The sequence below is a fragment of the Paenibacillus sp. 01T443 genome, from assembly GCF_056398325.1.
Map to the genome: position 1 here is coordinate 484,066 of NZ_JBFTPE010000008.1, position 23,866 is coordinate 507,931.

Below are 23,866 nucleotides of genomic sequence, written 5' to 3' on the forward strand. Positions count from 1 at the left end.
TATGAATTTTAGAATTAGAGGTGGATCAATGAAATACAATAATCCGATCATCAAAGGATTCTATCCGGATCCAAGCATCTGCAAGGCGAATGGCACCTATTATTTGGTTTGCAGTTCCTTTCAGTATTTCCCGGGCGTCCCGATTTTTGAAAGCAAAGATTTGATTAATTGGACTCAAATCGGCCATTGCCTAACCCGTAAAAGCCAGATTCAGTTGGATACCGTGAATAGCTCCGGCGGCGTGTTTGCTCCTACTATTCGGTACTACAACAGGCGGTTCTATATGACCACGACCAACGACACCACTCGTCAGAATTTCTATTTGTGGACCGACGATATTTACGGGGAATGGTCTGATCCAGTCTATGTAGATCAAGGGGGAATCGATCCGGATTTGTATTTTGAGGACGGGAAGACTTTCTTTATGAGCAACGGAACAGACGATAACGGTTTTCGCGGAATCGTTCAGTGTGAAATTGACATAGAGACAGGTCGCAAACTGACACCGAGCCGTTCGATATGGCAAGGAACAGGCGGACGTTATTTGGAAAGCCCTCATCTGTATAAAATAAATGGACGTTATTACTTGTTGGCAGCTGAAGGGGGAACCGAATATGGCCATATGGTTACTTATGCCCGGGGCGATTCCCCTTCTGGCCCGTTCGAAGCCTATACGCAGAATCCTGTACTGACAAATCGAAATTTGGGCGGGTACGAGCTGCAGGGGGTTGGTCATGGCGACCTAATTCAGGATCACGAAGGAAATTGGTGGCTCTTTCATTTGGGATTTCGTCAGATTGGACAATGGCTTACCTATCATCACCTTGGTCGTGAAGTATTCCTTACGCCGATTACCTTTAGCGAGGATGGTTGGTTTACGGCAGGACATAATGGCACTACGTTAACGAGTTTCGAGACCGATCGCATCTCCGACATGGTAACTCAGCAGGAGAAGAAAACTTATACATTCGAGAACACGGATTGGAACCTAGACTGGTGTTATCTTCGTCATCCTGCTGAGGAAAATTATAGGTTAGAACAAGGCAAGGCAACGCTGAAAGGGACCGAGGTGACACTCGATGTTCCGGCTTCACCGACCTTTATCGGCATTCGCCAAATTGACTTTGACGCTACGATCGCTTGCGATGTAAACCTTACGAGCGGAGAGGCTGGCATCACGCTCTATATGGATGAACATCACCATTATGATTTGGCTATCCGCAAAGAGGAGAACGGGTATAAAGTTATCGAGCGCCTTGCTATTGGAGATATCCGATCTATCGAAAATATAGTAGATCTGGAAAGCGCTAACCATGCCACGCTGGTTATTAGAGCTAGCCATGAACGATACAGCTTCCATACTTATGTAGATGGCAAGGATATCCTCTTGGGCTCGGCACAAACGAAATACCTCTCTTCGGAAGTTGCCGGGGGCTTTACAGGCGTAATCATTGGTTTATATGCCTATGGTGATGACTCTTTGGCTGAGTTTTCTAATTTTAAGTGCGAGTATGTTTGAAAGCTAAAGCATCAGATTTCGTGAAATAAGTATTAGATTCGCCCCAACAATAATGTGAGCGGTAGCCTTGGACAAGGAAATAGTCCTAGACTGCCGCTGTTTTATTGCTAACGTTCCCCGTAACGTGGTTCGGTAAAGCATACCAAGAATTAGCAGGCTCGGCTGCCTGCCCTTATAACATGTTATCTTTATTGAAGTTCTTTGAATACGCCTTATGCCTGACCCGTTTATTTTTATCATCACATTGCATAATGGGCTTATTCTTACGGATTCTGGAACAAACAGTCTAAAGAAATCTGGAACTACTCTAGGGAATTATGGAATTTCACACACAATACAAAATGTTTATTAAAATTAGTTGGCCTAACATTTACTATATCCGCAATTCGCACACTGCTTGCAGCCCTCAATATTGATCAGCGATGCAGAACCGCAGGAAGGGCATAAATCTCTGGAAGAGCCTTCGACTGCCTGATAGTTCTTACTCTCAGTCTTCAAGGGAATAACATGCTCAGCAGCAGCAGATTGCTCCTCCCCGCTCTCCATATGGATCTCCAGCGATTTGGCTACGGCATCGGCAATGGACTCTACCCGATTAGCGCCAAACCCGATCGCTCCTGAGCCGCCTATCCCTTTCAAGTGTTTAATTAGCAGTTTAACTTTGTTTCCGTGATCGCCATAACGCAGAAACAAAGAACAAACGCGACCCAATGCTTCAGCCATCGCAAATACATCAGAGCCAGCTTTCCCTACGTTCAAAAAGATTTCGCCAGGCGTGCCATTCAGATCGTTAATCGTAATATAAGCCATGCCAAATGGCGTGTTCACCTTATAGGTTGCACCTCTCAGCACCTGCGGTCTTCGTTTATATTGCTTATCGAGTACCCGCTCCGATTGAATCGCCGGGACTGCCGTTTCTACCAAATCAGCGTCAAAATAATTCTCGCTTTCCACATCCGGCGACGATAAAGCTGCAGATTGTTGTTCACTCGCCGTTACTCCCGCTTTATTCTCAGGTCCCTCATCCTTCGTCGTTGAAAGCACCTGCACATCTCGGCTGCCATCCCGGTAAATGGTCACGCCTTTGCATCCCAGCTCAAATGCCAGCTCATACAGCCGCCCTGTTTCTTCTATTGTAAAGTCCGCAGGACAATTCGCCGTTTTTGAGATTGAGCTGTCTACCCAGCGCTGAATCGTCGCCTGCACTCGGATATGATCCTCGGCGGACAAGCTCATCGATGTTACAAAATATTCGGGCAGCTCCTCGCCTGGATGCGATTCCTTCCATTCCGCCGCAATAGGAACATCCTGCTTGTCGTAGCCAAGACGGCTCTGACGGTAATATTCGAATGCAAAATAAGGCTCAATGCCAGTCGAGGTTCCGACCATGGTCCCCGTGCTTCCGGTAGGCGCCTGCGTAATAACGGTCACATTGCGCATTCCCTTATCGGCAACAGCCTCTCCGATCTCCGGGAATTGTTCAATCATATGCTTCATAAAACCGCTTTTTACATATTTGTCTGCATCAAAGGCTTGGAATGATCCTTTCTCTGCGGCAATTTCTGTGGATGCCAAATACGATTCTCTAGCCATAAAAGCGTACAGCTTATCCAAAAAGTCCAAGGATTCCGCACTGCCATAACGAATGCGCAGCTTAATCATAAGCTCTGCCAGCCCCATCGTACCGAGACCAATGCGTCGCTCCAGCTTTTGGTTGCGTTCATTTTCTTCAAAATGATAAGGGGTCTTGTCGATAACATTATCCAGAAACCGTACCGACCACCTTGTCACTTTGCCTAGCTCCTCCCAAGCGACGTCATGCCTCTCCTCATCGTAAAACTTAGATAGGTTCACCGCCGATAAGTTGCATACTCCCCACCCCGGCAAGCCTTGTTCCCCGCATGGATTTGTACTAATAATCGGATTAAAATACCAGCTGTTCGACATTTGATTATAATATTCCATGAAAACAACGCCAGGCTCGGCAGATTTCCAAGCCGATTCGATTATGGCTTGCCAAATCTCGCGGGCGCGCACCGTTTTGTAAGAAATAATTTTTCGGCCAAGACGTTTCCATTCCTCTAGATCGCCATTCCACAGCTCGTCATATCCTGCTTCCTTCGTATCCGGGAAAACAAGCTCCCAATCCAGATCTTCCTTCACCGCCTGCATGAAAGCGTTGCTTACGCAAACCGATAAATTAGCATTCGTGACTTGGCCCATCGTTTGCTTGACCGTGATGAATTCCAATATATCCGGATGCCAATCATTCAACATAAGCATCAAGGCGCCTCTGCGGCTGCCGCCCTGTTCGATTAACCCCGTTGTATAGCTAAATAATCCTCCCCATGAAACCGCGCCGCTAGATGAACCATTAACCCCGGCCACAATTGCTCGGCGCGGTCGCAGCGAAGATAGATTCATCCCTACCCCACCGCCGCGTGCCATGATTTCAGTCATTTCCGATAGGGTAGTCATAATCCCTCCGCGGCTGTCCTTCGGTGATGGGATGACGTAACAATTAAATAAAGTCAGCTCCTCGCTTGCGCCTGCGCCCGCAGCAATTCGTCCGCCGGGAACGAGCTTCCAATCATCCAAAATATATCTAAATCGCTCCTGCCATTCCTTCTTCTTCTCCGGTTCACTCTCAACCGAGGCCATGGCGCCGGCTAGTCGATCCCACATTTCCTCTGGCGTCTTCTCGATCGTCAGCGTTAGCTTCTCGATGCTAGACTTCACTTGCTCTCCGCTTCTAAGCCTTACCGTCACCACGCTGCCTTCGCGCACGATCACTTCTCCGACTTCCTTCACCGGGAACTTCGGATCGTCTTTCGTCAGGACGAGCACGATATCCCCTACCTTTGTATTGCTTGTATCGGCATTTTTCCAAGCGTAGCGGTCCAAAAATATTTTTTCGCTTAGCCCCTCAAGTCGTTTTACGTTAGACGTCTCCATCGTAGATGATTCCTCCTTCGAACTACCGCGCTGCAAGCATATGTATAGCTATGATATGCATATAGCACAATATATTGTGTGATAAAACGATTATACTATACTACATATTGATTTTCATGCTTGTATATGGCTGAAAATAACAATCCCAGCCGCTTACATGCCCTTTCTCATTCTTTTTCTTGTCCATACTCTTTTTTAAGCATCATCTTATTATTATTGGATGAAAGGGTAATACTGATTACAACTTATCCCTTTTACTGCGGAAGGAGCTGGACCAGATGACATTCCATACAACGCCGCAGGCTGCCTCGGCCGAAGCGGGACACACTATCGCAACCCGTAAGCTTCATCCACTTGTCGATCTGCAATGTGACCGCTCATGGTTTGATGAGCTGCAAAACCGTTTGACGCGGGGCGGTCCATGGGATGATTGGACGTTATATCAGCTCGCGATGGAGGCTGAGCAGGCGAAACGAATCGAAAGCTTCGAGCAGCTGCTGTGCCTGCGATCGCTGCCATCCTTCGAGCCGATGCCGCATCAAATCAGCACGGCGCGCAAGGTTGTTCACGAAATGGGCGGACGCGCGATTCTTGCTGATGAGGTTGGTCTCGGCAAAACGATAGAAGCGGGGCTCGTTCTCAAAGAATATATCGTACGCGGATTAGCAAAACGCGTGTTAATTCTCGTACCAGCCTCACTTGTCCTGCAATGGGTGCGAGAGCTTAATCAAAAGTTTGGTATTTCTGCCGTAGCCCAGAAAAAAGCGCATACCTGGGGCTATGATGTTGTGGTTGCATCCATCGATACCGCAAAGAGGGAACCGCACCGCGAGCTTGTTCTCGGAACGGACTACGACCTCATCATTATTGACGAGGCACATAAACTGAAAAACAAGAAAACGACGAACTATCAGTTTGCTAATCTTTTACGCAAAAAATATTGCCTGCTGCTGACTGCCACGCCGATTCAAAACGATATGGATGAGCTGTTCAATCTCATCACGCTGCTCAAGCCGGGTCAGCTTGGCGGTTTAAGCGACTTTGCCGCTAATTTTGTCGTCGATAAACGTGTGCCAAAAAATGAAGATCAGCTGCAGGAAGCGCTCTCCGGCGTGATGATCCGCAACCGCCGAGGTGACGGCGGCATTCATTTCACGAAACGTTTTGTCAAAAACATCCCGCTCACCTTATCCGAGGATGAGAAGGCTCTCTATGATGCGGTAACCGGATTTGTAAAGGAGAGATACGAAGAAAGCGGCGGCGATTTGTCCAGCATGCTCTCTCTCGTTACGCTGCAGCGCGAGGTGTGCAGCAGCCGGGACGCCGTTTTTTTAACACTCGTTAATCTATTCAAGAAAACAGCCGAGGACTCCCCTATGCGTCCAAAAATTTGGGAGCTTGTGGAGAAAATCCGCAGTATTAAAGCAAATACGAAAGCAGAAAAAGCGATGGAGCTTGTCAAAGAAATGAATGACAAGGTTATTATCTTTACCGAGTACCGGGCTACCCAAGAATATTTACTGCAGTTTTTCCGCGCGCAGAACATGATCGCCGTTCCTTACCGAGGCGGCATGAACCGGGGTAAAAAGGATTGGATGATGGATTTGTTCCGCGGCCGCGCACAAATCCTGATCGCTACGGAAGCTGGCGGCGAAGGCATCAATCTTCAATTTTGCCACCATATGATTAACTTTGATCTACCATGGAATCCCATGAGAGTTGAGCAGCGTATTGGCCGCGTGCATCGCCTAGGCCAAACAGAAGACGTGAAAATATACAATCTGTGCACCATCGGCACCATCGAAGAGCATATCGTAAATTTATTGCATGAAAAGATCAATCTGTTCGAGCTAGTGATTGGTGAGCTTGACCATATTCTAGAGCGCTTCGAGAAGGGCGATGGCTCATTGGAGCAGCGCCTTGCCAAAATGCTGCTTGAATCCGGCAATGAGACCGATTTGAAACAGAAAATCAATCATTTGGGCTCCTCGCTCAGCCGAATCCGGGAAGAGGTACTGATTGGCGAAAACCCGCTGCCCGGCCCCGATCTGCTTGTTAATTTGGATACGCTTGGACAAACCGTGGAGGTGCAGCCTTGAACGAGAAGCAGGTGCACAAATTTGTAAATCGATATTTAGAGGCGACAGAGTGTTCCATTTTAGAGAAATCACCCAGCCACTTTACGGTCAAGCTCTCTCCTCTCGCAGATCGCGAGCTGACAAACCGTCCGTATTATTGGAGCTTCGTGGACAGGGTCAACGCTGAACCAGAGACGATGACCTTCCTGTTCGTTACAGACAAAAACAAATATGACGCAGCCGAGGAAGCCAAAAAAGAAGAAACAGCAGCCATCCAGCTGAATGCCGCAGAAAACGCTCAAAATGAGGCTGCGAATGCCGCTCTTGGACGCTCGCTCGGCTTCATTCATGGCAATCTCGCCGCTCCTGCCCGGGTGCCGCGCGAGGACTTGTTTTTTGGCGCACGTAAGCTTGATATGCTCTTTGACGCTGCGAAAGCGAAGGGCAGCTTCGTTTATTTGTTTCAAGAGCCCGATAAGCGGAGCAGCAATCCTTTTTCATCCACGCCGTATACCGCGTGGCTCGGCGTCAATATGCGCGTTGAATTTGCATGCGACCGCAAACGCGAGGAAATCCATTGCTTCGGCGTATCGCTTGCGACTGGACAGATCGTGGAGCAGTTTTATGACCGGTTGCTCACCCATAAGCTTACACCCCGTCTGCCTGCGAATATTCATATTACCAAAAACGGTCTCTCCTTCAACAAAGCGCTTGGCATTGTGGAGCAAGCGCTTGAACGAAAGCTTCGCGCGTATGACTACAGCTGGGCAGAGAGCGCCTCTGCAAGACTTGAAGAGGAACTTGAGCGAATAAGCGGTTATTATGAACCGCTTGTTAAGAATGCGCTTGAAGAAAATAAGCCGGCGATCGAGGAGCAATTCGCGCAGCGGCAATCGGAAATAAAATGGCAGTACGAGCCTCGGGTGACTGCATCCGCCATTAACTGCGGCATCTTTCATCTTGAAGGCATCGACTGACATGGATTAGACGATATCCGCAGCGATACGTCAAAAAAAGGCGGTCGAAAGACCGCCATCACGTGACAGGTTATAACAGCCTTCTTAGGGCATGTCCGATACAATAGCAACGAGGTGATAAAATATGCGAAAAAAATTTATTAAGCTGACAGCGGCATGCGTATTAACCGCTCTTGTCCTTTATTCCGGCGGTTTACAATCGCAGCCTGCGGTAGCGCTTTCAAATCCGACAACCATCTATGAGCCTGTACAGCAGCAAGCCGAGCAATGGGTAGCGGAACTGGCGTCCCAACCTTCATTTCAAGCTTGGAAGCAAGCATCGCTTGTCGTTTCCCCGATTGGGCCAGGTACGCACAGCTGGTTAGTGCTTGTTAAGCAAAATAAACTTACGGTCGGTTACCTCATTGTCCACGCAGTAGAGTCGGGCGGTTACCAGCTCGGTGAGTATGGGACAAGCAGCAGACCTCCATTTGATGAAGGCACGCTTTCTAAATCCGTTCTGCAGCTTGAGCTGCTGCAACCCGCCTCCACAATTGAAGCTTTATATGTTAACCCCCTGCTCGCAGCCTGGAAGGTGGCATCTGAGCAGGATACCTATTATACCGATGGTGCCAGCGGCGAAAGCCTTCCTATTCAGGAAAACGACTGGCTGGCTGCCGAATCAATAATGCCGACTAATCTAGAGCATATGCAAATCGGTGCAAAAGCAACGCTTTTAAAACATGTATCATTGCCCTCATTCAATGCTTATGACAAGCTTCCGTGGTTAACAAATCTACCGATAGCACTCAGTGCATCTGCATATTCATCCTTATTCACAAAAATCAACAAAAAAGAACAGCTCCGTTATACTGCTGAGCTGTTCGAAGGTCAAATGCTGTATGTTTGGTCCGTTGTTGGTTATAACAAATGGAACAGCGGCCAGATTTATGTCGCTCTTGAAGCAGGCGAGGATGGATCAGACCGGCGTTATATTCCGGTCCCGCTGCTAATTGAACTTGGCCACTTTTACCGTTGACGCTCTGCGCGTCCCCGCCACCAAAGCATAATACTCATAGGTCCCCAACCGAACCAACGCGTCAGCCAAGGCTCTCTTCGCGCTTTGGCTGATGTTCTTGATTGCCTCCGCTCTTCCCTCGGTGTCTCTATATATGCCACAAATTTCTCCGTCATAAATTTCACGTACTCATCGCCTTTTGCCATTTGCTGCTCCCCCTTTAGCTCCGTATGAAATGATAAGATCAGTTTGCCCTGCAGCAATCGAATGTAAACATGCATGAGTTATCCATCAAAAAGACAATCTAACCGTATGTCAAAGTGATCTGGAGGAATGACTCGCATGTTTCGTAAAATGGCAATGAGCTTACTCGCGATATGGCTTGCTGCGCTCAGCAGCTCGATCAGCGCTTTTGCGTGGCCGCTAATTCCGGTAGGCACTAAGCAGGATTGGGCACTGCCGTCTACCGCCATCATAATTGATGCAGGTCATGGAGGCATTGACGGTGGAGCCTCCGCAGCTGATATTTTGGAGAAAGACATTAATTTAGCAGTAGCTCGAAAGCTTTATTTTATTTTACGAAGCCAAAATATACCCGCAGTACTTAATCGCACAGGTGATCACGCGTTGAGCGATGATAATCGTTGGCATGTCACTCGCTCGAGACATCGCAAGGATTTGTCTCAGCGGCGGCAGCTTACCGAAGAAATTGACAACGAGCTGCTCATAAGCTTGCATGTGAATTGGTCGAAAAAGAGTTCGGAGAAAGGACCACTTGTGCTGCATCAGAACAGCGGAGAAAGCTCGTTGCTTGCATTTTGCATACAGGATGCGCTTAACCGACAGCAAAATACGGCCTTCCTCCCGCGGGAAGGAAAGCCGTTTTATTTGCTCAAACGCGTCCATAATCCAGCTGTCATCGTCGAAATGGGCTTTATTAGCAGCGAACATGATCGCAGCATGCTGACTGACCCCAAGCGACAATTAGAGGTCGCTGAAGCGATTGCGTCAGGAATTAGGCAGTATAAGTGGATCGTTCACTGAGCCACCGCTAATTAGCGCTGTAAGCTTAACAAATTGTACGTTTGGCTGCATAACGGGTATGGACTGCTGGAGAACCGATGCCGTGAATTTCCCTGGCGGTCCCACATGACCTATCGTTATGCAGCTAACATGCGACTCTAGATGCTTGCGAAGTACGCTAATTTGTTTTGAAATATGCTGGACCGTATACACATCATCGAGAAACACATCATTGGAAACAATCGGAACACCGAGTTCCGCTGCGATTTTTGGCACTACGGTTTTATAGGTTGTCCGGCTATCTAGAAAAAAGAGACCCCGTTCCTTACACACGCCAAGTACAATGCGCATCATCCTCTCGTCCGCCGTCACCTTTGAGCCCATATGATTATTCATGCCGATCGCGTACGGCACATCATCAATCGCATTCTCAACACGTCTCCGCACATCTTCATCGCTAAGATCCGTCGTTAAAGCGCCTGGTCCCAGCCACTTTCTAAGACCCTTGTTCGGTTCCATCGGCATATGAACAATTACGTCATGACCATGTTTATGCGCTTCCTCCGCGTCCTGCTTCGTTGTGGGCATAAATGGCATGATTGCAGCCGTAATTTTGATCGGAAGCTTCATCATCTCAGCCGTTCCATTCATTCCGTTTCCGAAATCATCTATGACTACCGCGACCGTACGCACTTCTTCCTCTCCAGCAGTTTGTGCGTGTGTTATTGCGCGACTCGCGGAAATCTCAAAGCTGTTCGGGCTTCCGGCAGCCATTATAACGCCAAAAAGAACAATCGCCGCAGTTGTCCTCACGGGGAACCGCTTCTTCAATTGATGTATCGCCAGCTTTGTTTTTCCAACCACACTGTCCTGCTGCATTCTCATTGCTGCACACGCCTCTCATCTTTTAATATCATTGTTTGTGAATAGGCTGGAAAATATGCTAAAACTTGCAGAGAATACAAAAAAGAGGCCTTTGCTTGGCCTCTCCATCTATTTCTTCTTATTCGTCCGTCTTACTCATGACATCTTGTGTAATTTGCTCCAGCGTAATACTCGCCAGCTTGTTCTCCATCGCCTTCTGCGCTTCATTAAAGGCCGTTTCAAGTGAAGACTGAATGTGGCGGCCTACCGTGCATGCCGGATTCGGCTTCTCGTGAATGGCGAACAGCTCATCTTGCCCGTTATTATGGACAGCGTTGTAGATATCGTAAAGCGTAATCTCATTTGCCGGCCTTGTAATGACAGCACCTGCAATGCCTGCGCTTGTCGCGACAAGACCCGCTTTATTCAGTAAGCCCATAATTCTTCGGATTACGACAGGGTTGGTATTCACGCTGCCAGCGATAATGTCTGATGTCAGTCTTGCTGCCTTACTCGTCTCGAGTAACGTCATAATATGAACCGCTACTGCAAACCTATTGCTAGTCAACGCTATCACCGCCTGTCTTTAATTAACTTATCCTAAACGATCATCATGTAAGCATTATAGTTACATGCCGCTTGCATTGTCAATCAACTGTGCTGTCTACTGCTGCTAAATCTGGTGCAAAGGTTACTTTCCCGCCCGATAGAGACGATATTCTTGCCAAGGAATGTACAAGATAGCCAAGCTCGATCAGCTTATTTCGCCCTGGCTGGAAGGCCTTCTCGATTACGATGCCGATACCTGCAACGGAAGCTCCCGCTTGTTCTACGATTCGAGCTAACCCAAGCGCCGCATCGCCATTTGCAAGAAAATCATCGATAATCAGCACGCGGTCCTTTGCTTCCAAAAACTTGCGTGATACCGTAACCTCACTCTCCTCCTGCTTCGTGAAAGAGAATATTTTTTCCGTATACAGATCATCTTTAAGGGTGAGCGACTTACGCTTACGCGCGAAGATCAGAGGCACATTCATTTGCAGCGCAGCCATGACTGCCGGAGCAATACCTGACGATTCCAGCGTAATCACCTTCGTAATCTCTTTCCCTGCAAAAAGTTCGGCAAAGGTTTGGCCGATGCTGAACATCAGCTGCGGGTCTACCTGATGATTTAGGAAGGAATCTACCTTCAGTACATTATCGTTTAAAACTATCCCTTCCTCCAAAATCTTTTGCTCTAATTGTTTCACAGCGGCTTCCTCCATTTTTATAAGATAATGTTGACAATTCCATCATATTCATGATAAGATGTCTACTGTTGAAACAAGTTATGCGGTCGTGGCGGAATTGGCAGACGCGCTAGATTCAGGTTCTAGTGGTGTAACAGCCGTGGAGGTTCGAGTCCTCTCGACCGCATCCTTATTAGCATTTATGACTATTCTAGACGATATTTAATCTAGTGGTCAATATTAGAAATCAACTTATAAATTCAAACCACTTATTGTCATGATATTAAATTCATGATAGGAAGTGGTTTTTTTGATGCTTATTGCAGCTTTTTCCTCCTATACCATTCGCATTGTAATCTCCAGGATCATCACTTATTCCATCCGCTGGTACGTATTCTCCGTCAGAATTATAATCTTCAATATTCGTTGACGGCGCTCTCGGATCTGACTTTAATTCTTCCTCCGAGTAAGGCAATTCTTCGTTTGAGCTGCTTGAGCCTGATGGAGTTTCGATAAACAGCGAGGAATCCTCAGATGACTTTTCTGTATCTGTTTCCTCTACGATTGGTGAATTTGTTGGCGCTTCATTCGCGCTATTGGTAACGCCAGAGTTGCAGCCAGATAATAAGACTGTGATTGCAATAATTCCAAAAATAACATGCAGCTTCTTCATTCTTTATCCCCTATCCTATAATTACCACAATTATATCTTCTGTGGGTATATAGGTCTAGGAAAAAACTCCCATTGCATTCACTCATCTCAATCTATCATTACAATGTTGTTATATAATAAACACTGATTATCAGGTAATTCAATATTTTTGTGAAAATGACCAAAAAACCACTTCTTATATGCTAATTTGAATTTTATTTCAGTGAAATACATGTGCATTTGATCCGCCTCAACGTGATTCAAACCATAACATAGCGAAAGTGTTTGTAACGCGTCATATGAGCATGTATGTGTCAGTACATAGTCTACTTTCCAGTCATTTTTATCAAGGCACTGCAATCCTACTTCATACTCTTCTACGGACGGCATTTCCCTGGTCCACCAAGATTTATCGAGTTTACGATAATCCTTATCATGTGAAGCAGCTCCGCCGAAAGTAAAAAATTTCTTACCGTCCATTTCAAATACCTGTCCTCGCATCAAATGAAAAATGCTGGGTGTGATTTTATGGACGTTACCACCGTTCCATGATTCAATCGGAAATGACTCCAATAAATTGAAATTCTCATGATTCCCATCTATAAATAATGTCGTCCAAGGTTTACCACTTAACCACTTGAGCCAATATTTATCTTCATTATCATCTGCCCAAATCAACCCAAAATCACCAACTATGATTACATAATCAGTCTTTGTCAGTATTTTACCTAAAGGAAAATTTTTTGTGTTAAAACGTTGTCCCACGCTGACAGAACCGTGAATGTCTCCAGTTATATAGATAGCAATAAAGAAACCACTCCTTCAATTCTTTTTCAACTAATTCGGCTGATAGGATAGGCGTTAGCTTCGATTCTTTTTAACATATCCATAGTACCATATACTGGAATTTCAGCATAAGAATTAATGCAACTTATTGCCTCTTTTTATCGTCTGTCTCAACAGGATAAAGGAGGAGCTCATTGTGAAATATGTTTGGATAGCATGTACGCTGCTGCTAGCGTTAACGGGATGTTTAAATGCAGGCACGGAACATGAAACGGAGCAGCCCTTCAGCAATAAAAGCAATACAGAAGGCAAAGAATCTGCAGTAAAGCTGGAATTGGAGGATTTTAAAGGTGTATTGCAATCGGAAGGACTTGAATTAATGCCTTATGAGGAAAAAAACGATTGGATTTTGAACAATGTTAAACCGAATCGGTTTACCGTTGGCAGACCCAACGAAAATACTGACCCTGCAAAATTAGAGAAGGTTTCTGTCTACATATTTAATTCAGAGAAAGCAAGAATGAACGGATTGGAGGATTTCAATAAACAAAAAGAACAATATGACATGATGATACCCCATATTTATTCATCAACAAATATACTTGTTTTCTATTGGGCCGAGGCACAAATGGATAAGCCTGCAAAATACGAGGAGCAATTCCAAAACGCTATCCAGCAGCTGGACAAAATCGAAGTTGAATTCATCGTCAACGGAACTTAAAAGTTCAACAAAAAAGGAAAGAGCCTCTGTCACCTATCGGCCAGAGGCTCTTTCCTTTTAACTCCGACTAATCGATCATCGTGGAATGTGATGCATCTCTCTTATAAAATAGCATATACGGCTCGAACGGAAGCTTTGACCGTTAAAGCCCCCGGCTCGATCGGCGTAACCGCACTGTCAGCGAATGCTGCTGCTTTAAACATCGGGATGGGCCCTCCAGATAGCGGCAGCTGCTGCACTTCGAGCGGCACATTAGCTAAAACAACACCGAGTGTATTAGCAATCGTCAGCGCCCTTTGCGCAGCGTCACGCACAGCAAGCGATAAGGCTTGATGCTCGTAAATATCAGGCCTAGCAGTCGTAAGCCTGATGCTGGATACATGGTTGGCGCCGCTGCTAACGGCCGTATCCACAACAGTCCCCGTTTGATCAACTTGATCTACCGTCACCTGAAGCAGGTTGGTTACTTGATAACCTCGGAATATTTGTTTTCCATCCACAAAATCGTACATGGTGTCAACGCGATACTCCTGAGTCTGCAGCTTGTCGCGCGGTATGCCCAGTCTCAGCAATGATCCAATGACTGCTGCGATAATATTGGCATTTTCAGCTTGAATTGAACGCAAATCCGCGCCCTCCGTCACAGCCCCGAGTACGACGATCGCTCGATCGGCGGGTGCTGCTGCCGTCCCTTCCCCAATTACCTCAATGGTAGCGTTCCTTGACGAGTGACTATTCCCAACTTGTTTCATAGGGTATCCGTTCATGGCACGACTCCTTATTAGTTTTATTAGCCCCTAGGCACATACCGAGCGCATCTCCTGTAGGCACGAATAAAGTAATACATTCTTACAAGAAGAGGTGAGATATTGACTACGATCACGATTGGAGCTGTCGGGGATTTACTCATGAAAAATAAGATTATCGACTCCGCAAGAATATCCAAAAAAAATCAATATTCTTTCGGTTCGATATTTGCAGGAGTTGCACCCCATCTAAAAAATAACGATTTATTGATCGGTAATTTGGAGACGACCTTCTCCGGGACGCCTTGGTTCGGCGGCAATCCGAGTCGACTCGGGCGATACGAACGACGCAGCAAGCGCACCGGCTATCCGATGTTCAATTGCCCAGACGAGCTTGCTTCGACACTTAAGCATACCGGCTTCGATGTCATGACGACAGCCAATAATCATTGTGCCGACGGGGGCGAATACGGCATCAAGCGCACGTTGAACGTCCTTGACCGTCACGGCCTTAAGCATACAGGCACCGCACGCTCGCAAAAGGAGGCTAGACGCTTATTAATTATGCGCGTCAAAGGCATCGATATCGGTATTCTATCCTATACGTACGGAACGAATAGAATGCCTGTTGCCAAATCCTATCTGGTTAACCGGATTCAGTCCAAAAAAATAGCATCCGATATTAACCGTATCAAAAAGAAATGCGATTTTGTCATCGTCTGTCTCCATTTTGGACGGGAGTTCAAACTCAAACAGAACAAAGCGCAAATGCGATTGGTTGACCATTGCTTCAAACACGGGGCTAACGCCATTCTAGGCGCTCACCCTCATGTCTTACAGCCCGTCGTTAAAAGAAAGGTGAAGGACAAGTATGGCGTAACCAAAACGAGAGTTGCGGCTTATTCGCTAGGCAATTTCCTATCTTCAAAGATTTTCAATAATAAGCATACCACTCGCGCCATGATACTGAAGCTGACGATAACGAAAAACAGCAAAGGAGCAACCGACATCACGCGTGTCGGCCGCATCCGTACAATTACCAAGCATTCAAAACCCGGAGGAAAACCAACCTATAGGCTCGTTCCCGTCTCTAGCTACCGCTAGCGGTCAGCTGCTTCCGCATGCCAAGCTGCGTTAGCTCGGTTACTGAACTTAAACATTTAACTTCAACGATACAGCAAAGAGCCTCCGTCACCGATTGACCAGAGGCTCTCTTGCTACTTGCTGCACCAAAATCTAACTATCGAGGCTCCTTATGTAGCATCTTCAAAAGGATTTGTACGCTCCTCCGATACCGGTCCGTAGCTGTATGAGCGGCTGAGCTTTACTACACGGCGGCTAGGACGACGAATAACAACAGAGGAATCATCCCAAGCAACGACAATGCCGTGAACATCGTTTGCTTCCATAGCGTCTCTTACTACCCTTATGGTTTCGCCGCTTACACGAAATTTGTCCAATTGCTCTTCGCTTACCATATTCATTTCCTCCTGTTTCTAAGTTAAAGCTCCGATTGTATGGAAAAACCTCAATGGATGCTCGCGCATAACATTGAGGCTGGTTTGAAAATATAAATAAGAATTAATGAACCTAGCAAACGTTCAGCTAACCTGCATGCTCTTTTGCATCATTGGTTTCATACCATTCATCCAAAACTCGCGATGACATCACGCGTTTGCCGATATATTCGCTCTGACGGTCAGTGAACTGATCCCGCCATTCAATGGACAATTCGTCGCACAGCTTTACAATCGTCAACAGCTCCGACCATGCCACATAACGTTTGTACCAAAAAAACTGTGGATGCTCAATCATATAAGGATACAAATCATCAAATTCCGTATGTTTACAATCTAGTGCACGCTCAAAGTGGACCTTGGCAGCGCTTAGCTTCGTATACATAAACTCTGCAGACATTTCCCCCATAACCTGTGCCTCCCCTCGATCACTACTGTATCATTATAAGCGATATTGCCGGATGGGAAAAGAGCATTTGTACTGGAACATTCTACTCAAACTTTATTTCACCGTTATCTAGTGATGAAATTCGAACGAGCGGTTCCACACGAATCCCTTGCTCCCGCAATGTTCTTCCACCGGCTTGGAATGACTTCTCGACGACGACGCCAAGCCCAATTAAAGTTGCGCCCGAACGCTCTATGATCTTGATTAGTCCGCGTGCGGCATCGCCATTCGCGATAATGTCGTCAATAAATAGTACCCTGTCCTCAGCCGTTAGAAACTGTTTGGAAACCATAATATCCGTTACCATTCCTTTGGTAAAGGAAGGCACGCGTTCAATATAGGCATCCGGATCAGCGATCAGCGTCTTCTTTCGACGCGCAAATACAAGCGGTACACCCAGCGTATAAGCAGTTGCATAAGCAGCTGGAATTCCAGAAGATTCCACTGTGATCACCTTTGTAATATGCTCCTCTGCGAAGCGTCTAGCGAATTCTTGTCCCATTTCCATTGTCAATTCAGGGTCGACCTGGTGGTTGATCAAAGCATCCATCCGCAGCACGTTACTCGACAGTACGGACGATTCTGCTAAAATGCGTTTTTTTAAATTTTCCATCTTTCATTACCTCCACCAAAATCCTTTTTGTTAACGTACCATAGGTCAGGCAAAAAGTGCAACCCTATGGAAGGGTTCAATCTGAAACCAAAAATAAACGGAGTATTTTTAAGGTAGATTTTCAAATCATCGGAAAAAAAGAGCAACTTTTTCCACAAAGCAGCGTCTAATAGTTTAGTATCTTTTCATGCCTACAGCCTATTCGCTGCATTTGTAATTTATAATTAAATGCTTCAATTCCGATGTAATATATAGTAAGAAAGGAGTGCAAAATATGATCCCTTATCGCACAGAGCAGACAAAAACCGTCATGCTTGCGGCTGCCTCCGCGCTTGTCATTTTACTCGCCGGCTGCCAAAGCGCTTCTCCCGAAGAACCATCTTATACGGTTATTACAACCACTCCTCAGACCGACCCTGACACCCCTCAGAAAACATATTCTGAGCAGGCAGACAACGAGCTTCAGACGAATGAGCCGCATATAAACCGTGTAGATACGACTAGCGGCACAAGCGCTGAAACCTCGACGGTTCGCGATGAGAAAGATTCGAAGGCTCCAGTAAAAACACAAAGCGAAGATGCGGAATGGGCGGCCGACAATCCCTTGCTTCACGGCATTGCGATCGGAAACCATGATTCCGTAGTGTCCAAGCTTCACGGCAAGCCAATAGACAGCTACAAGCTGGAGGAAGATACCGAACCGATTACTGTGCTTGAGTACGATGGTTTTGCAGTTGGTATCAACGCCTACAAGAACGTGCAGTATATCGAGGTCTACGGCAAAGCTATTTCAGCAGGACTAAGCGGTCTCCGAATCGGCGACAATCCCGAAGAAGCACTGCATGCGCTTGGCAAGCCTGAGAAGCAAACCGCTTATTTGCTCACTTACAAAGCTAAAGATTCCCTGCTCAAGCTTGATCTAGATCCTGTCCACAATCAAATCGTATCCATTAAGCTGCTCGCGCTAAGCTAGCTGATATGGTTATGACCAATCCAGCAGCCATAAACCAAACAATGCKAGYAGTAAAATCGGGAAGGTTAGCAGCAGGCCGTATTTGGTATATTCACGCCAGCTGACTGTTATTCCTCCCTGCCGTACGAGCTGCATCCATAACAAAGTTGCCAGCGAGCCAATGGGTGTAAGCTTTGCTCCGACCGAAGTCCCCAGCAAACTTGCAAACGGCAAGTAGTCAGGTCCGTTTACCTGCTCGATTGCCAGTGAAGAAATAAGAACGGCAGGCAAATTGTTAATTGCGGCTGCAAGCAAGGAAAACAATAACCCGGATCCAAAAATGCCGATCAGTTCATTTTTCTCCGCAGCAGGCGCTATGACCTCCGGAAACCACGCTGTCGCTCCATGCACATGCAAGCTGTATACGATTAAATTCATTGATAAAGCAAATACAATAATGAGCCATGGCGCTCGCATAACCGTTTCCTTCAACGGCGCACGCCCGGCCGCTGCCGAAGCCGCCCACTGAATCGCAGCGCAGCCAACCGCTACCGCCGCAACAGGAACTCCAACCCTCTCCGAGCCTAAATACCCAATCATCATTAATAAAATGTTGAACCAAGATAAATAAAATAATCGTTTATCAGAAATAGCCGATGCTGGAACCGGGAAGAGGTTCGGCGCTAGCGCTCTTGCCTCTTCCCTCTTAATCGGCTGCCAGAAGAAAGCTACCGTCACGGCAATGGTGGCACCGATTGCGATTAACCCTGGCAAGAGCATCCGCGAAGCGTATTCACCAAACGAGATATCGAAAAAATCCGCTGTTAATATATTGGTCAAATTACTCATCATTAACGGGGCACTCGCAGTATCTGCCATAAAGCCTATCCCCAGCAGAAATAGAAGTCTTCCGCTTCGGGAAAGTTTCAGCAGCGCTGTTACTTCAAGTACGATGGGAACCATGATTAGGATAGTGCCGTCATTATTAAAAAAAACGGTAATAAGCGCAGCCATCAGGGACAAACCTATGAACAACAACAGCTGCCGATGGTGGAAACGATGAACGATATGCAGGGCAGCCCAGCGAAAAAAACCATTATAGTCAAGCAACGATGTAAATAACATAATTCCAATTAGCGAAAACGTCGCATTCCAGACAAAACCCCATATGTACGCCGCATCCTCCGGTTTTAAAAGCTGGGCAGCAAATAGGATAACCGCTCCTGCCAATGCAATGAAAGCTTCATTTATCCCCTTAGGCTTTATCAAAATAAACGTTAATGCGACAGCAAAAACAATAATGGCAATAAACATGGTTCTAATCGAACTCCTGACTTCAAGGCTCAAGCAGCGTAAAATTTTGAAAAATGTCATGCCTGTCCCGTCTTGGACATACCTTCTTAATAAGAGGTCAGCGAACGGAGGACGGTAGACGATGTGGAAACGTATTGGAAAGGTGCTGCAAATTGCTTCGACCTACATGGGTACGATCGTAGGAGCAGGCTTTGCCACTGGTCAAGAAATATTACAATTTTTCACCCGTTTCGGGTATTGGGGTACAATTACGATTGCTTTATCTACGGTTTTATTCATTTGGCTGGGAACAAAAATGATGCTTATTGCCAGCCAAATTAGGGCAAAATCTTATGAAGACTTAAATAAAGCGTTGTTTGGTGACAAATATGGACGGCTCATCAGCCATTTCATGCTCGTCGTGCTTCTAGGCGTTACGGCCGTTATGCTCGCCGGCGCCGGCACGATTTTTTATGAGCATTGGAACATTTCGTATCAATCCGGATTGTTGATTACGATTGCCGCCTGTTACTTTTTACTGCGGAAAGGGATGAATGCGATCCTTACCGTGAATGCGATTGTCGTGCCAATTATGCTGCTATTTACGGTCCTCATCATGATCGACACCTTCCGAACGCCGGGTGCAGATAAATTCATTACCTTGGTTAGCGATCATTCCATTTGGGCCGCCTGGGCCTCGCCGTTTCTGTATACGGCCTTTAATCTCTCCATGTCTCAAGCTGTGCTGGTTCCACTTGGCGCGGAAATAAACGACCGAAAAGTCATCATCGCCGGATCATGGGTCGGGGGCATCGGGATCGGTTTCATGCTGCTGGCTGGACATATTGCATTATCCGTACATATGCCGGGTATTCAGCAATTTGCGATCCCAATGGGCGGCATTGCCAGGCAGCTTGGACCCAGTGTGCAGTTTATTTATGTTTTCATTATTTTTGCAGAAATTTTCACGACGCTCATCGCAGATATATACGGGCTGACCCTCCAGCTCCACGAGCGTTTGAAATGGGCGCGCAGCTTGATTGTCCTGCTAATTCTCGCCATTTGTTACGTAGCCAGCCAAATCGGCTTCGGCACGCTGCTCTCAACGCTGTATCCGTTGTTTGGTCTTATCAGCTTTGGCTGGCTTATTTTGATTATCCGCAAGCGAGTGTCCGCTAATTAACCAAATCAGATCTGCGCCAGTAAAGCGCCGTTGCAATTTTCCAGCATCGCGTCCCGGACATGCTCATGACAGGTCATCACAATAATTTGCCGGTCACAGCTCAGCTCAGCAAGCAAGCTTGTGACCGCTTGGAGCCGTCCCCGGTCGAAATTAACGAATACATCATCCAGCATAAGAGGAAGCTTAGCCCCTCTCGAGGCTTCCTCCGCGAGCGCCAGCCGCATGGCCAAATAAACCTGCTCCGCCGTTCCCCTGCTCAACATTCCGCTGTCCACAAGACGCCTTTCCGAGGATTCAAGCCTGATACCCGGCTCGCCGGGCGTTGTCAGCACTCGAATGTATTTGCCATCCGTCAGCTTCGCGATAAATTGGGAAGCCTTGCGGAGTACGACAGGCTGACGCTCTTCCTCGTAAATCCGTTTCGTCCGACTGATCAACGCAGCGCTTATCGAAAGAACGGCATAACGCTCCGCATCCTTCTCCAGCCCCGCAACCGTCATCTCTCTTTCGGAGAGCAGTCTCTGGTGCTCGTCTTCCTTAAGCAGCAAATCCAGCGATTGCCGCAGCCTCCCCCTCTGTTCCAACAGCTCACGCTTCTTCTGTTCCAGAGCATTTAACTCCGTTTTCGAATCGGATAAGAGCGACTGAAGCTCTTCTTCGTTGCATGTCCCGAACATCGTCTCGAGCTCATTCACTTTCTGTGCAGACATGCCAGCGGTGAGCTCCAGCGTCAGCTTCGTCAGCTCAAGCTCAAGTTCCTGCAAACAGCGGCGGTGCTCAAGAGCGAGCTCATACTGCATTTCATTTGCGAGTCCAGCTTCTTCCAGCTGCGATTCGATTTGCTTTGCCAGCTCTTGTAATTGCGTCTCCGCAGCTTGTTTGGCCAAGAGCAGCTCATCGCGGCGAGTGAGAATGCCGCGTGCCTCCTGCTTGGCGGCTGCATGGCGCCGTATTTCGGCATGAAGCAGTCGCAACGCGACAGCCGGGTCAGCAGCCAGCTGGGCTTCCGCTTCCTCGAAATACGAACATAATGCTGCTGCTTGCTGTGCGAAAGCAGCCAGCTGCTTGTTTGAGGCGGCTTGCTTCGCCGATAAACGGTCATAGTGCTGAAGCCGCTGCAAGGCTTGCTCGGCAAGCTCGAACGCTTCTAGCGCAGCTGTCGGCGACATACCCGCCGGCAGCGAGCGTGCTTCAAGCCAGCCGGCCCACTGCCGGGCGACGGCTTGTCTTGCTTGCGCAGCGGCGGCGGCAGCCTCGCGGCGGCTTGCAGCGTGCGCGCGCAGGCGCTCCAAGCGGCGGGCGAGCTCGATGCGGCTCCCTTCGAGGCGCTCGCTGTTTTGCAGCGCCTCGAGACGGTCTTCAACCGCGGCGCGCAGCTGCATGCGCGCCTGCTCGGCTGCCAGCTGATGCTCAGGCGAGCTGTAATGTTTAGCTGCAAACAAAGCAGCAGCAGCCTCTTGTGGCTTTTTCACGAGTGCCTCCAGCGTTTGATGCACTCGTTTTTCGCGGTTACTGATAGCCAGTTGGTCCGCTTCGATTGTCGTCGGTGAGACTCCGCCCGTCCTTGCCCTCCCCCTGCCGCGCAGTGGAATGCCCTTCTCCTTGGCAGCATATCGAGCTGCGCTGCGGCTTCGCAGAAGCGCAGCGATGACAAGCACAAGCGCGGCTGCAGCCAGCGCCAGCGCAGCTACCCCCGCTTCGCCGCCAGCACCGGCCAGCGCGGCAGCCCCAAGCGCCAGCGCGGCTCCGCCCGCTCCTGCCGCCGCAGCCCACAGCAGGCCGGCTCCGCCAAGGCCTGCTGCTGCCGGAACGCTGCCACCCGCCCCGCTATCGCTCGCGTCTGCAGCAGCTCCGGCAGAGCGCACCCGCTCGAGCTCCCACTCGCGGAGTGCGCTGTCCAGGGCGTTCCACGCCACCTTCAGCGCATCACGCGCATGCGGCAGCACCTCAAATCCGGTGCCGCTCCTATCCTGCTCGCGCCGCTGCGCTTCAGCAAGAGCGGCTGACCTCGCTTCCTCATAGGCCGCAGACGCTTCTTGTTCTTGCTGCTTCAGCGTTTCAAGCTCAGCTGCGAACCTTTCTTCCGTCCGCGTATAGTCAAGCTCCTGCTGCTTAGCAGTCCTAACGTAATCGCGGTCGGCTACCGTAACATGAAGCTCCCTGAGCTGCCGCTCCGTCCATTCAGGCGCAATGCTGCTGACGAGTCTCGCAATCATCTCGTCATGCTCGCGAAGCTCTGTCTCGAGCGTGAAGCCGTCCTGTTTCAGCTGACGCATGCTCTCCGATGCTTGAAGGAGAGCCTCGGTCTCCTCGCCTATGCGGATTAGCCGCTCGTCATAGCTGATCGAATCCAGCTGGAGCTCAAGCAGAATCGCTTTCTGCCTGAGCTTCTCGCATTCCTCCCGCTCCGCCGTCCTTTGTCTAAGCAGCTCCTCCCAGCTCTTCTCCGCATGAGCCGGGAGAGAAGCCGCGTAAACGAAGTTTTCCCGTTCGATGATCAGCTGCTGCTTGCGAATCCATAGAGGTCTAGACGAAACGGCTTTGTTCAGCAGCAGATGAACCGCTTCTTTGGCCGGCAGCTCCAGCTCCAGAAGGCGAAGCGATTCATCCAAGCTTTCCGTTTGCTGCGTCAACGCATTGTAAGAAAGTATCGCATCCTGACGCTTTCGCAGCTCACCATCAAGCAGCTCGAGCGTTTTGAGCTGCTGATTCATTTGTTGATTAGCTCCCCGCGGCTTAAACAGCTGTTCCATTTCCTGCATTAACCGCTTTTCCGCCGCTGCAATCGTTTTTCCGTTATCCCAGCCTGCTTGGTACAAATAACGTCCCAGCTCATCCCCGGACAATGCGCCAATCTCCTGCAGCTCCGTTAGCGAAATCGCGAACAGCTGGCGATACAGCTTCTCGCTGACGCCTCCCAGATAGGCTCGCTCCCATTCTGTCTGAGTGAGTACGGCACCTTCTTGCAGCAGTCCGTCTATGTCTGATGAAGCATTTAAACCGCGCAGCTTTACTTTCCCTGTTCCGTCAGCAGCGTAACGTTCAACGATGTATGACTCATCCGCTGCATTGCGGAAAATCAATCGTCCTCCATGCTTGCCTCCGTTTACAGGCTCCTGCCTTTCTTGCGGCTGCCCGCGTTTAGCAAAGCCGAACAGCATTGAACGTATAAAGCCAAACATCGTGCTTTTTCCCGCTTCGTTCGGTCCATACACTATAATGACCGACGCATCAAGCGGGATATGTCTGCCGTAAAGCTGTCCGAATCCGTCAACTTCAGCCTTCAAAAGCTTCATGGTTCATGTCATCTCCC

Annotated in this window: 22 protein-coding genes and 1 tRNA gene; 10 read left to right on the forward strand and 13 right to left on the reverse strand. The window is 48.2% G+C overall.

The genetic code is table 11. The features are described from left to right. Positions 1-28: 28 nt before the first annotated feature. Positions 29-1,519, forward strand: a complete 1,491-nt coding sequence (locus tag AC1DLI_RS16110) for a glycoside hydrolase family 43 protein (RefSeq protein ID WP_477604216.1) — start codon at positions 29-31, stop codon at positions 1,517-1,519. A 363-nt stretch (positions 1,520-1,882) separates the two neighbouring features. On the opposite strand, the gene AC1DLI_RS16115 is transcribed toward AC1DLI_RS16110, so the two are convergent. Next, on the reverse strand, positions 1,883-4,474 hold the full coding sequence (locus AC1DLI_RS16115) for an adenosylcobalamin-dependent ribonucleoside-diphosphate reductase (RefSeq protein WP_477604218.1): 2,592 nt from the start codon (positions 4,472-4,474) through the stop codon (positions 1,883-1,885). 278 nt (positions 4,475-4,752) lie between these two features. On the opposite strand from AC1DLI_RS16115, the gene AC1DLI_RS16120 reads away from it, so the two are divergent. The 3 genes from AC1DLI_RS16120 (at position 4,753) to AC1DLI_RS16130 (ending at position 8,547) form a co-directional block, all read left to right on the forward strand. After that, positions 4,753-6,573 carry a DEAD/DEAH box helicase gene (locus AC1DLI_RS16120; RefSeq protein WP_477604220.1) on the forward strand — a complete coding sequence of 607 codons (1,821 nt, stop codon included), beginning with the start codon at positions 4,753-4,755 and terminating at the stop codon, positions 6,571-6,573. Next, positions 6,570-7,529: a YqhG family protein gene (locus AC1DLI_RS16125; protein ID WP_477604222.1), complete on the forward strand. Its 960-nt coding sequence runs from the start codon at positions 6,570-6,572 to the stop codon at positions 7,527-7,529. Before AC1DLI_RS16120 ends, AC1DLI_RS16125 begins: the two co-directional genes overlap by 4 nt. Positions 7,530-7,653: 124 nt before the next feature. After that, positions 7,654-8,547 carry a hypothetical protein gene (locus AC1DLI_RS16130; protein WP_477604224.1) on the forward strand — a complete coding sequence of 298 codons (894 nt, stop codon included), beginning with the start codon at positions 7,654-7,656 and terminating at the stop codon, positions 8,545-8,547. On the opposite strand, the gene AC1DLI_RS16135 is transcribed toward AC1DLI_RS16130, so the two are convergent. Then, entirely contained in the window at positions 8,538-8,732 is a 195-nt protein-coding gene (locus tag AC1DLI_RS16135; RefSeq protein WP_477604226.1) for a YqzE family protein, read from the reverse strand. The two genes, AC1DLI_RS16130 and AC1DLI_RS16135, sit on opposite strands and share 10 nt — an antisense overlap. A 136-nt stretch (positions 8,733-8,868) precedes the next feature. Here AC1DLI_RS16135 and AC1DLI_RS16140 point away from each other — a divergent pair, with 136 nt between their 5' ends. Beyond that, positions 8,869-9,570 carry an N-acetylmuramoyl-L-alanine amidase family protein gene (locus tag AC1DLI_RS16140; protein WP_477604228.1) on the forward strand — a complete coding sequence of 234 codons (702 nt, stop codon included), beginning with the start codon at positions 8,869-8,871 and terminating at the stop codon, positions 9,568-9,570. Here the strand turns inward: AC1DLI_RS16140 and AC1DLI_RS16145 are convergent. The 3 genes from AC1DLI_RS16145 to AC1DLI_RS16155 form a co-directional block, all read right to left on the reverse strand. Further along, complete coding sequence (locus AC1DLI_RS16145) at positions 9,535-10,434, reverse strand: divergent polysaccharide deacetylase family protein (protein ID WP_477604230.1); 900 nt, start codon at positions 10,432-10,434, stop codon at positions 9,535-9,537. The genes AC1DLI_RS16140 and AC1DLI_RS16145 overlap by 36 nt on opposite strands. Before the next feature lie 118 nt (positions 10,435-10,552). Then, positions 10,553-10,981 carry an Rrf2 family transcriptional regulator gene (locus AC1DLI_RS16150; RefSeq protein WP_477604232.1) on the reverse strand — a complete coding sequence of 143 codons (429 nt, stop codon included), beginning with the start codon at positions 10,979-10,981 and terminating at the stop codon, positions 10,553-10,555. A gap of 79 nt (positions 10,982-11,060) precedes the next feature. Continuing rightward, positions 11,061-11,663: a xanthine phosphoribosyltransferase gene (locus AC1DLI_RS16155; protein ID WP_477604234.1), complete on the reverse strand. Its 603-nt coding sequence runs from the start codon at positions 11,661-11,663 to the stop codon at positions 11,061-11,063. Between the two features lie 82 nt (positions 11,664-11,745). On the opposite strand from AC1DLI_RS16155, the gene AC1DLI_RS16160 reads away from it, so the two are divergent. Continuing rightward, positions 11,746-11,829 (forward strand) — tRNA-Leu (locus tag AC1DLI_RS16160). Positions 11,830-11,931: 102 nt separating this feature from the next. Here AC1DLI_RS16160 and AC1DLI_RS16165 read toward each other — a convergent pair. Both AC1DLI_RS16165 and AC1DLI_RS16170 read right to left on the reverse strand, forming a co-directional pair. Continuing rightward, the gene (locus AC1DLI_RS16165; RefSeq protein ID WP_477604236.1) at positions 11,932-12,315 is read right to left on the reverse strand and encodes a hypothetical protein; all 384 of its coding nucleotides are present in this window, start codon (positions 12,313-12,315) and stop codon (positions 11,932-11,934) included. Positions 12,316-12,402: 87 nt separating this feature from the next. Then, positions 12,403-13,059: a metallophosphatase gene (locus tag AC1DLI_RS16170; protein WP_477604238.1), complete on the reverse strand. Its 657-nt coding sequence runs from the start codon at positions 13,057-13,059 to the stop codon at positions 12,403-12,405. Positions 13,060-13,276: 217 nt separating this feature from the next. Here AC1DLI_RS16170 and AC1DLI_RS16175 point away from each other — a divergent pair, with 217 nt between their 5' ends. Further along, positions 13,277-13,801, forward strand: a complete 525-nt coding sequence (locus AC1DLI_RS16175; protein WP_477604240.1) for a hypothetical protein — start codon at positions 13,277-13,279, stop codon at positions 13,799-13,801. A 101-nt stretch (positions 13,802-13,902) separates the two neighbouring features. Here AC1DLI_RS16175 and AC1DLI_RS16180 read toward each other — a convergent pair whose 3' ends face one another. After that, complete coding sequence (locus tag AC1DLI_RS16180; protein WP_477604242.1) at positions 13,903-14,568, reverse strand: SIMPL domain-containing protein; 666 nt, start codon at positions 14,566-14,568, stop codon at positions 13,903-13,905. Between the two features lie 102 nt (positions 14,569-14,670). On the opposite strand from AC1DLI_RS16180, the gene AC1DLI_RS16185 reads away from it, so the two are divergent. After that, positions 14,671-15,651 carry a CapA family protein gene (locus tag AC1DLI_RS16185; protein ID WP_477604244.1) on the forward strand — a complete coding sequence of 327 codons (981 nt, stop codon included), beginning with the start codon at positions 14,671-14,673 and terminating at the stop codon, positions 15,649-15,651. Positions 15,652-15,800: 149 nt separating this feature from the next. Here the strand turns inward: AC1DLI_RS16185 and AC1DLI_RS16190 are convergent, their stop codons facing one another. The 3 genes from AC1DLI_RS16190 to AC1DLI_RS16200 all read right to left on the reverse strand — a co-directional run bounded on the left by AC1DLI_RS16190 (position 15,801) and on the right by AC1DLI_RS16200 (position 17,125). Beyond that, positions 15,801-16,025 (reverse strand): hypothetical protein, encoded by a 225-nt coding sequence (locus tag AC1DLI_RS16190; RefSeq protein ID WP_477604246.1) that lies wholly within the window; start codon positions 16,023-16,025, stop codon positions 15,801-15,803. Positions 16,026-16,152: 127 nt separating this feature from the next. Further along, the gene (locus tag AC1DLI_RS16195) at positions 16,153-16,473 is read right to left on the reverse strand and encodes a hypothetical protein (protein ID WP_308999742.1); all 321 of its coding nucleotides are present in this window, start codon (positions 16,471-16,473) and stop codon (positions 16,153-16,155) included. Positions 16,474-16,555: 82 nt separating this feature from the next. After that, a complete protein-coding gene (locus AC1DLI_RS16200) occupies positions 16,556-17,125 on the reverse strand; it encodes a xanthine phosphoribosyltransferase (RefSeq protein WP_477604249.1) in 570 nt (189 codons plus the stop codon). Between the two features lie 274 nt (positions 17,126-17,399). Here AC1DLI_RS16200 and AC1DLI_RS16205 point away from each other — a divergent pair, with 274 nt between their 5' ends. After that, a complete protein-coding gene (locus AC1DLI_RS16205; RefSeq protein ID WP_477604251.1) occupies positions 17,400-18,098 on the forward strand; it encodes a hypothetical protein in 699 nt (232 codons plus the stop codon). Positions 18,099-18,107: 9 nt separating this feature from the next. Here the strand turns inward: AC1DLI_RS16205 and AC1DLI_RS16210 are convergent, their stop codons facing one another. Beyond that, complete coding sequence (locus AC1DLI_RS16210; RefSeq protein ID WP_477604253.1) at positions 18,108-19,391, reverse strand: ArsB/NhaD family transporter; 1,284 nt, start codon at positions 19,389-19,391, stop codon at positions 18,108-18,110. Between the two features lie 121 nt (positions 19,392-19,512). Here AC1DLI_RS16210 and AC1DLI_RS16215 point away from each other — a divergent pair, with 121 nt between their 5' ends. Next, positions 19,513-20,553 (forward strand): YkvI family membrane protein, encoded by a 1,041-nt coding sequence (locus AC1DLI_RS16215; protein ID WP_308999737.1) that lies wholly within the window; start codon positions 19,513-19,515, stop codon positions 20,551-20,553. Between the two features lie 5 nt (positions 20,554-20,558). On the opposite strand, the gene AC1DLI_RS16220 is transcribed toward AC1DLI_RS16215, so the two are convergent. Beyond that, positions 20,559-23,849, reverse strand: a complete 3,291-nt coding sequence (locus AC1DLI_RS16220) for an AAA family ATPase (RefSeq protein ID WP_477604255.1) — start codon at positions 23,847-23,849, stop codon at positions 20,559-20,561. Positions 23,850-23,866: the final 17 nt, after the last annotated feature.

Excerpts from the sequence above, each read along its gene's own strand:
- AC1DLI_RS16220 (WP_477604255.1), bottom strand. The coding sequence starts at position 23,849 with ATGAAGCTTTTGAAGGCTGAAGTTGACGGATTCGGACAGCTTTACGGC.
- AC1DLI_RS16140 (WP_477604228.1), top strand. The coding sequence starts at position 8,869 with ATGTTTCGTAAAATGGCAATGAGCTTACTCGCGATATGGCTTGCTGCG.
- AC1DLI_RS16215 (WP_308999737.1), top strand. The coding sequence starts at position 19,513 with ATGTGGAAACGTATTGGAAAGGTGCTGCAAATTGCTTCGACCTACATG.
- AC1DLI_RS16180 (WP_477604242.1), bottom strand. The coding sequence starts at position 14,568 with ATGAACGGATACCCTATGAAACAAGTTGGGAATAGTCACTCGTCAAGG.
- AC1DLI_RS16115 (WP_477604218.1), bottom strand. The coding sequence starts at position 4,474 with ATGGAGACGTCTAACGTAAAACGACTTGAGGGGCTAAGCGAAAAAATA.
- AC1DLI_RS16200 (WP_477604249.1), bottom strand. The coding sequence starts at position 17,125 with ATGGAAAATTTAAAAAAACGCATTTTAGCAGAATCGTCCGTACTGTCG.
- AC1DLI_RS16205 (WP_477604251.1), top strand. The coding sequence starts at position 17,400 with ATGATCCCTTATCGCACAGAGCAGACAAAAACCGTCATGCTTGCGGCT.
- AC1DLI_RS16135 (WP_477604226.1), bottom strand. The coding sequence starts at position 8,732 with ATGGCAAAAGGCGATGAGTACGTGAAATTTATGACGGAGAAATTTGTG.
- AC1DLI_RS16110 (WP_477604216.1), top strand. The coding sequence starts at position 29 with ATGAAATACAATAATCCGATCATCAAAGGATTCTATCCGGATCCAAGC.
- AC1DLI_RS16195 (WP_308999742.1), bottom strand. The coding sequence starts at position 16,473 with ATGGGGGAAATGTCTGCAGAGTTTATGTATACGAAGCTAAGCGCTGCC.
- AC1DLI_RS16120 (WP_477604220.1), top strand. The coding sequence starts at position 4,753 with ATGACATTCCATACAACGCCGCAGGCTGCCTCGGCCGAAGCGGGACAC.
- AC1DLI_RS16130 (WP_477604224.1), top strand. The coding sequence starts at position 7,654 with ATGCGAAAAAAATTTATTAAGCTGACAGCGGCATGCGTATTAACCGCT.
- AC1DLI_RS16145 (WP_477604230.1), bottom strand. The coding sequence starts at position 10,434 with ATGAGAATGCAGCAGGACAGTGTGGTTGGAAAAACAAAGCTGGCGATA.
- AC1DLI_RS16190 (WP_477604246.1), bottom strand. The coding sequence starts at position 16,025 with ATGGTAAGCGAAGAGCAATTGGACAAATTTCGTGTAAGCGGCGAAACC.
- AC1DLI_RS16165 (WP_477604236.1), bottom strand. The coding sequence starts at position 12,315 with ATGAAGAAGCTGCATGTTATTTTTGGAATTATTGCAATCACAGTCTTA.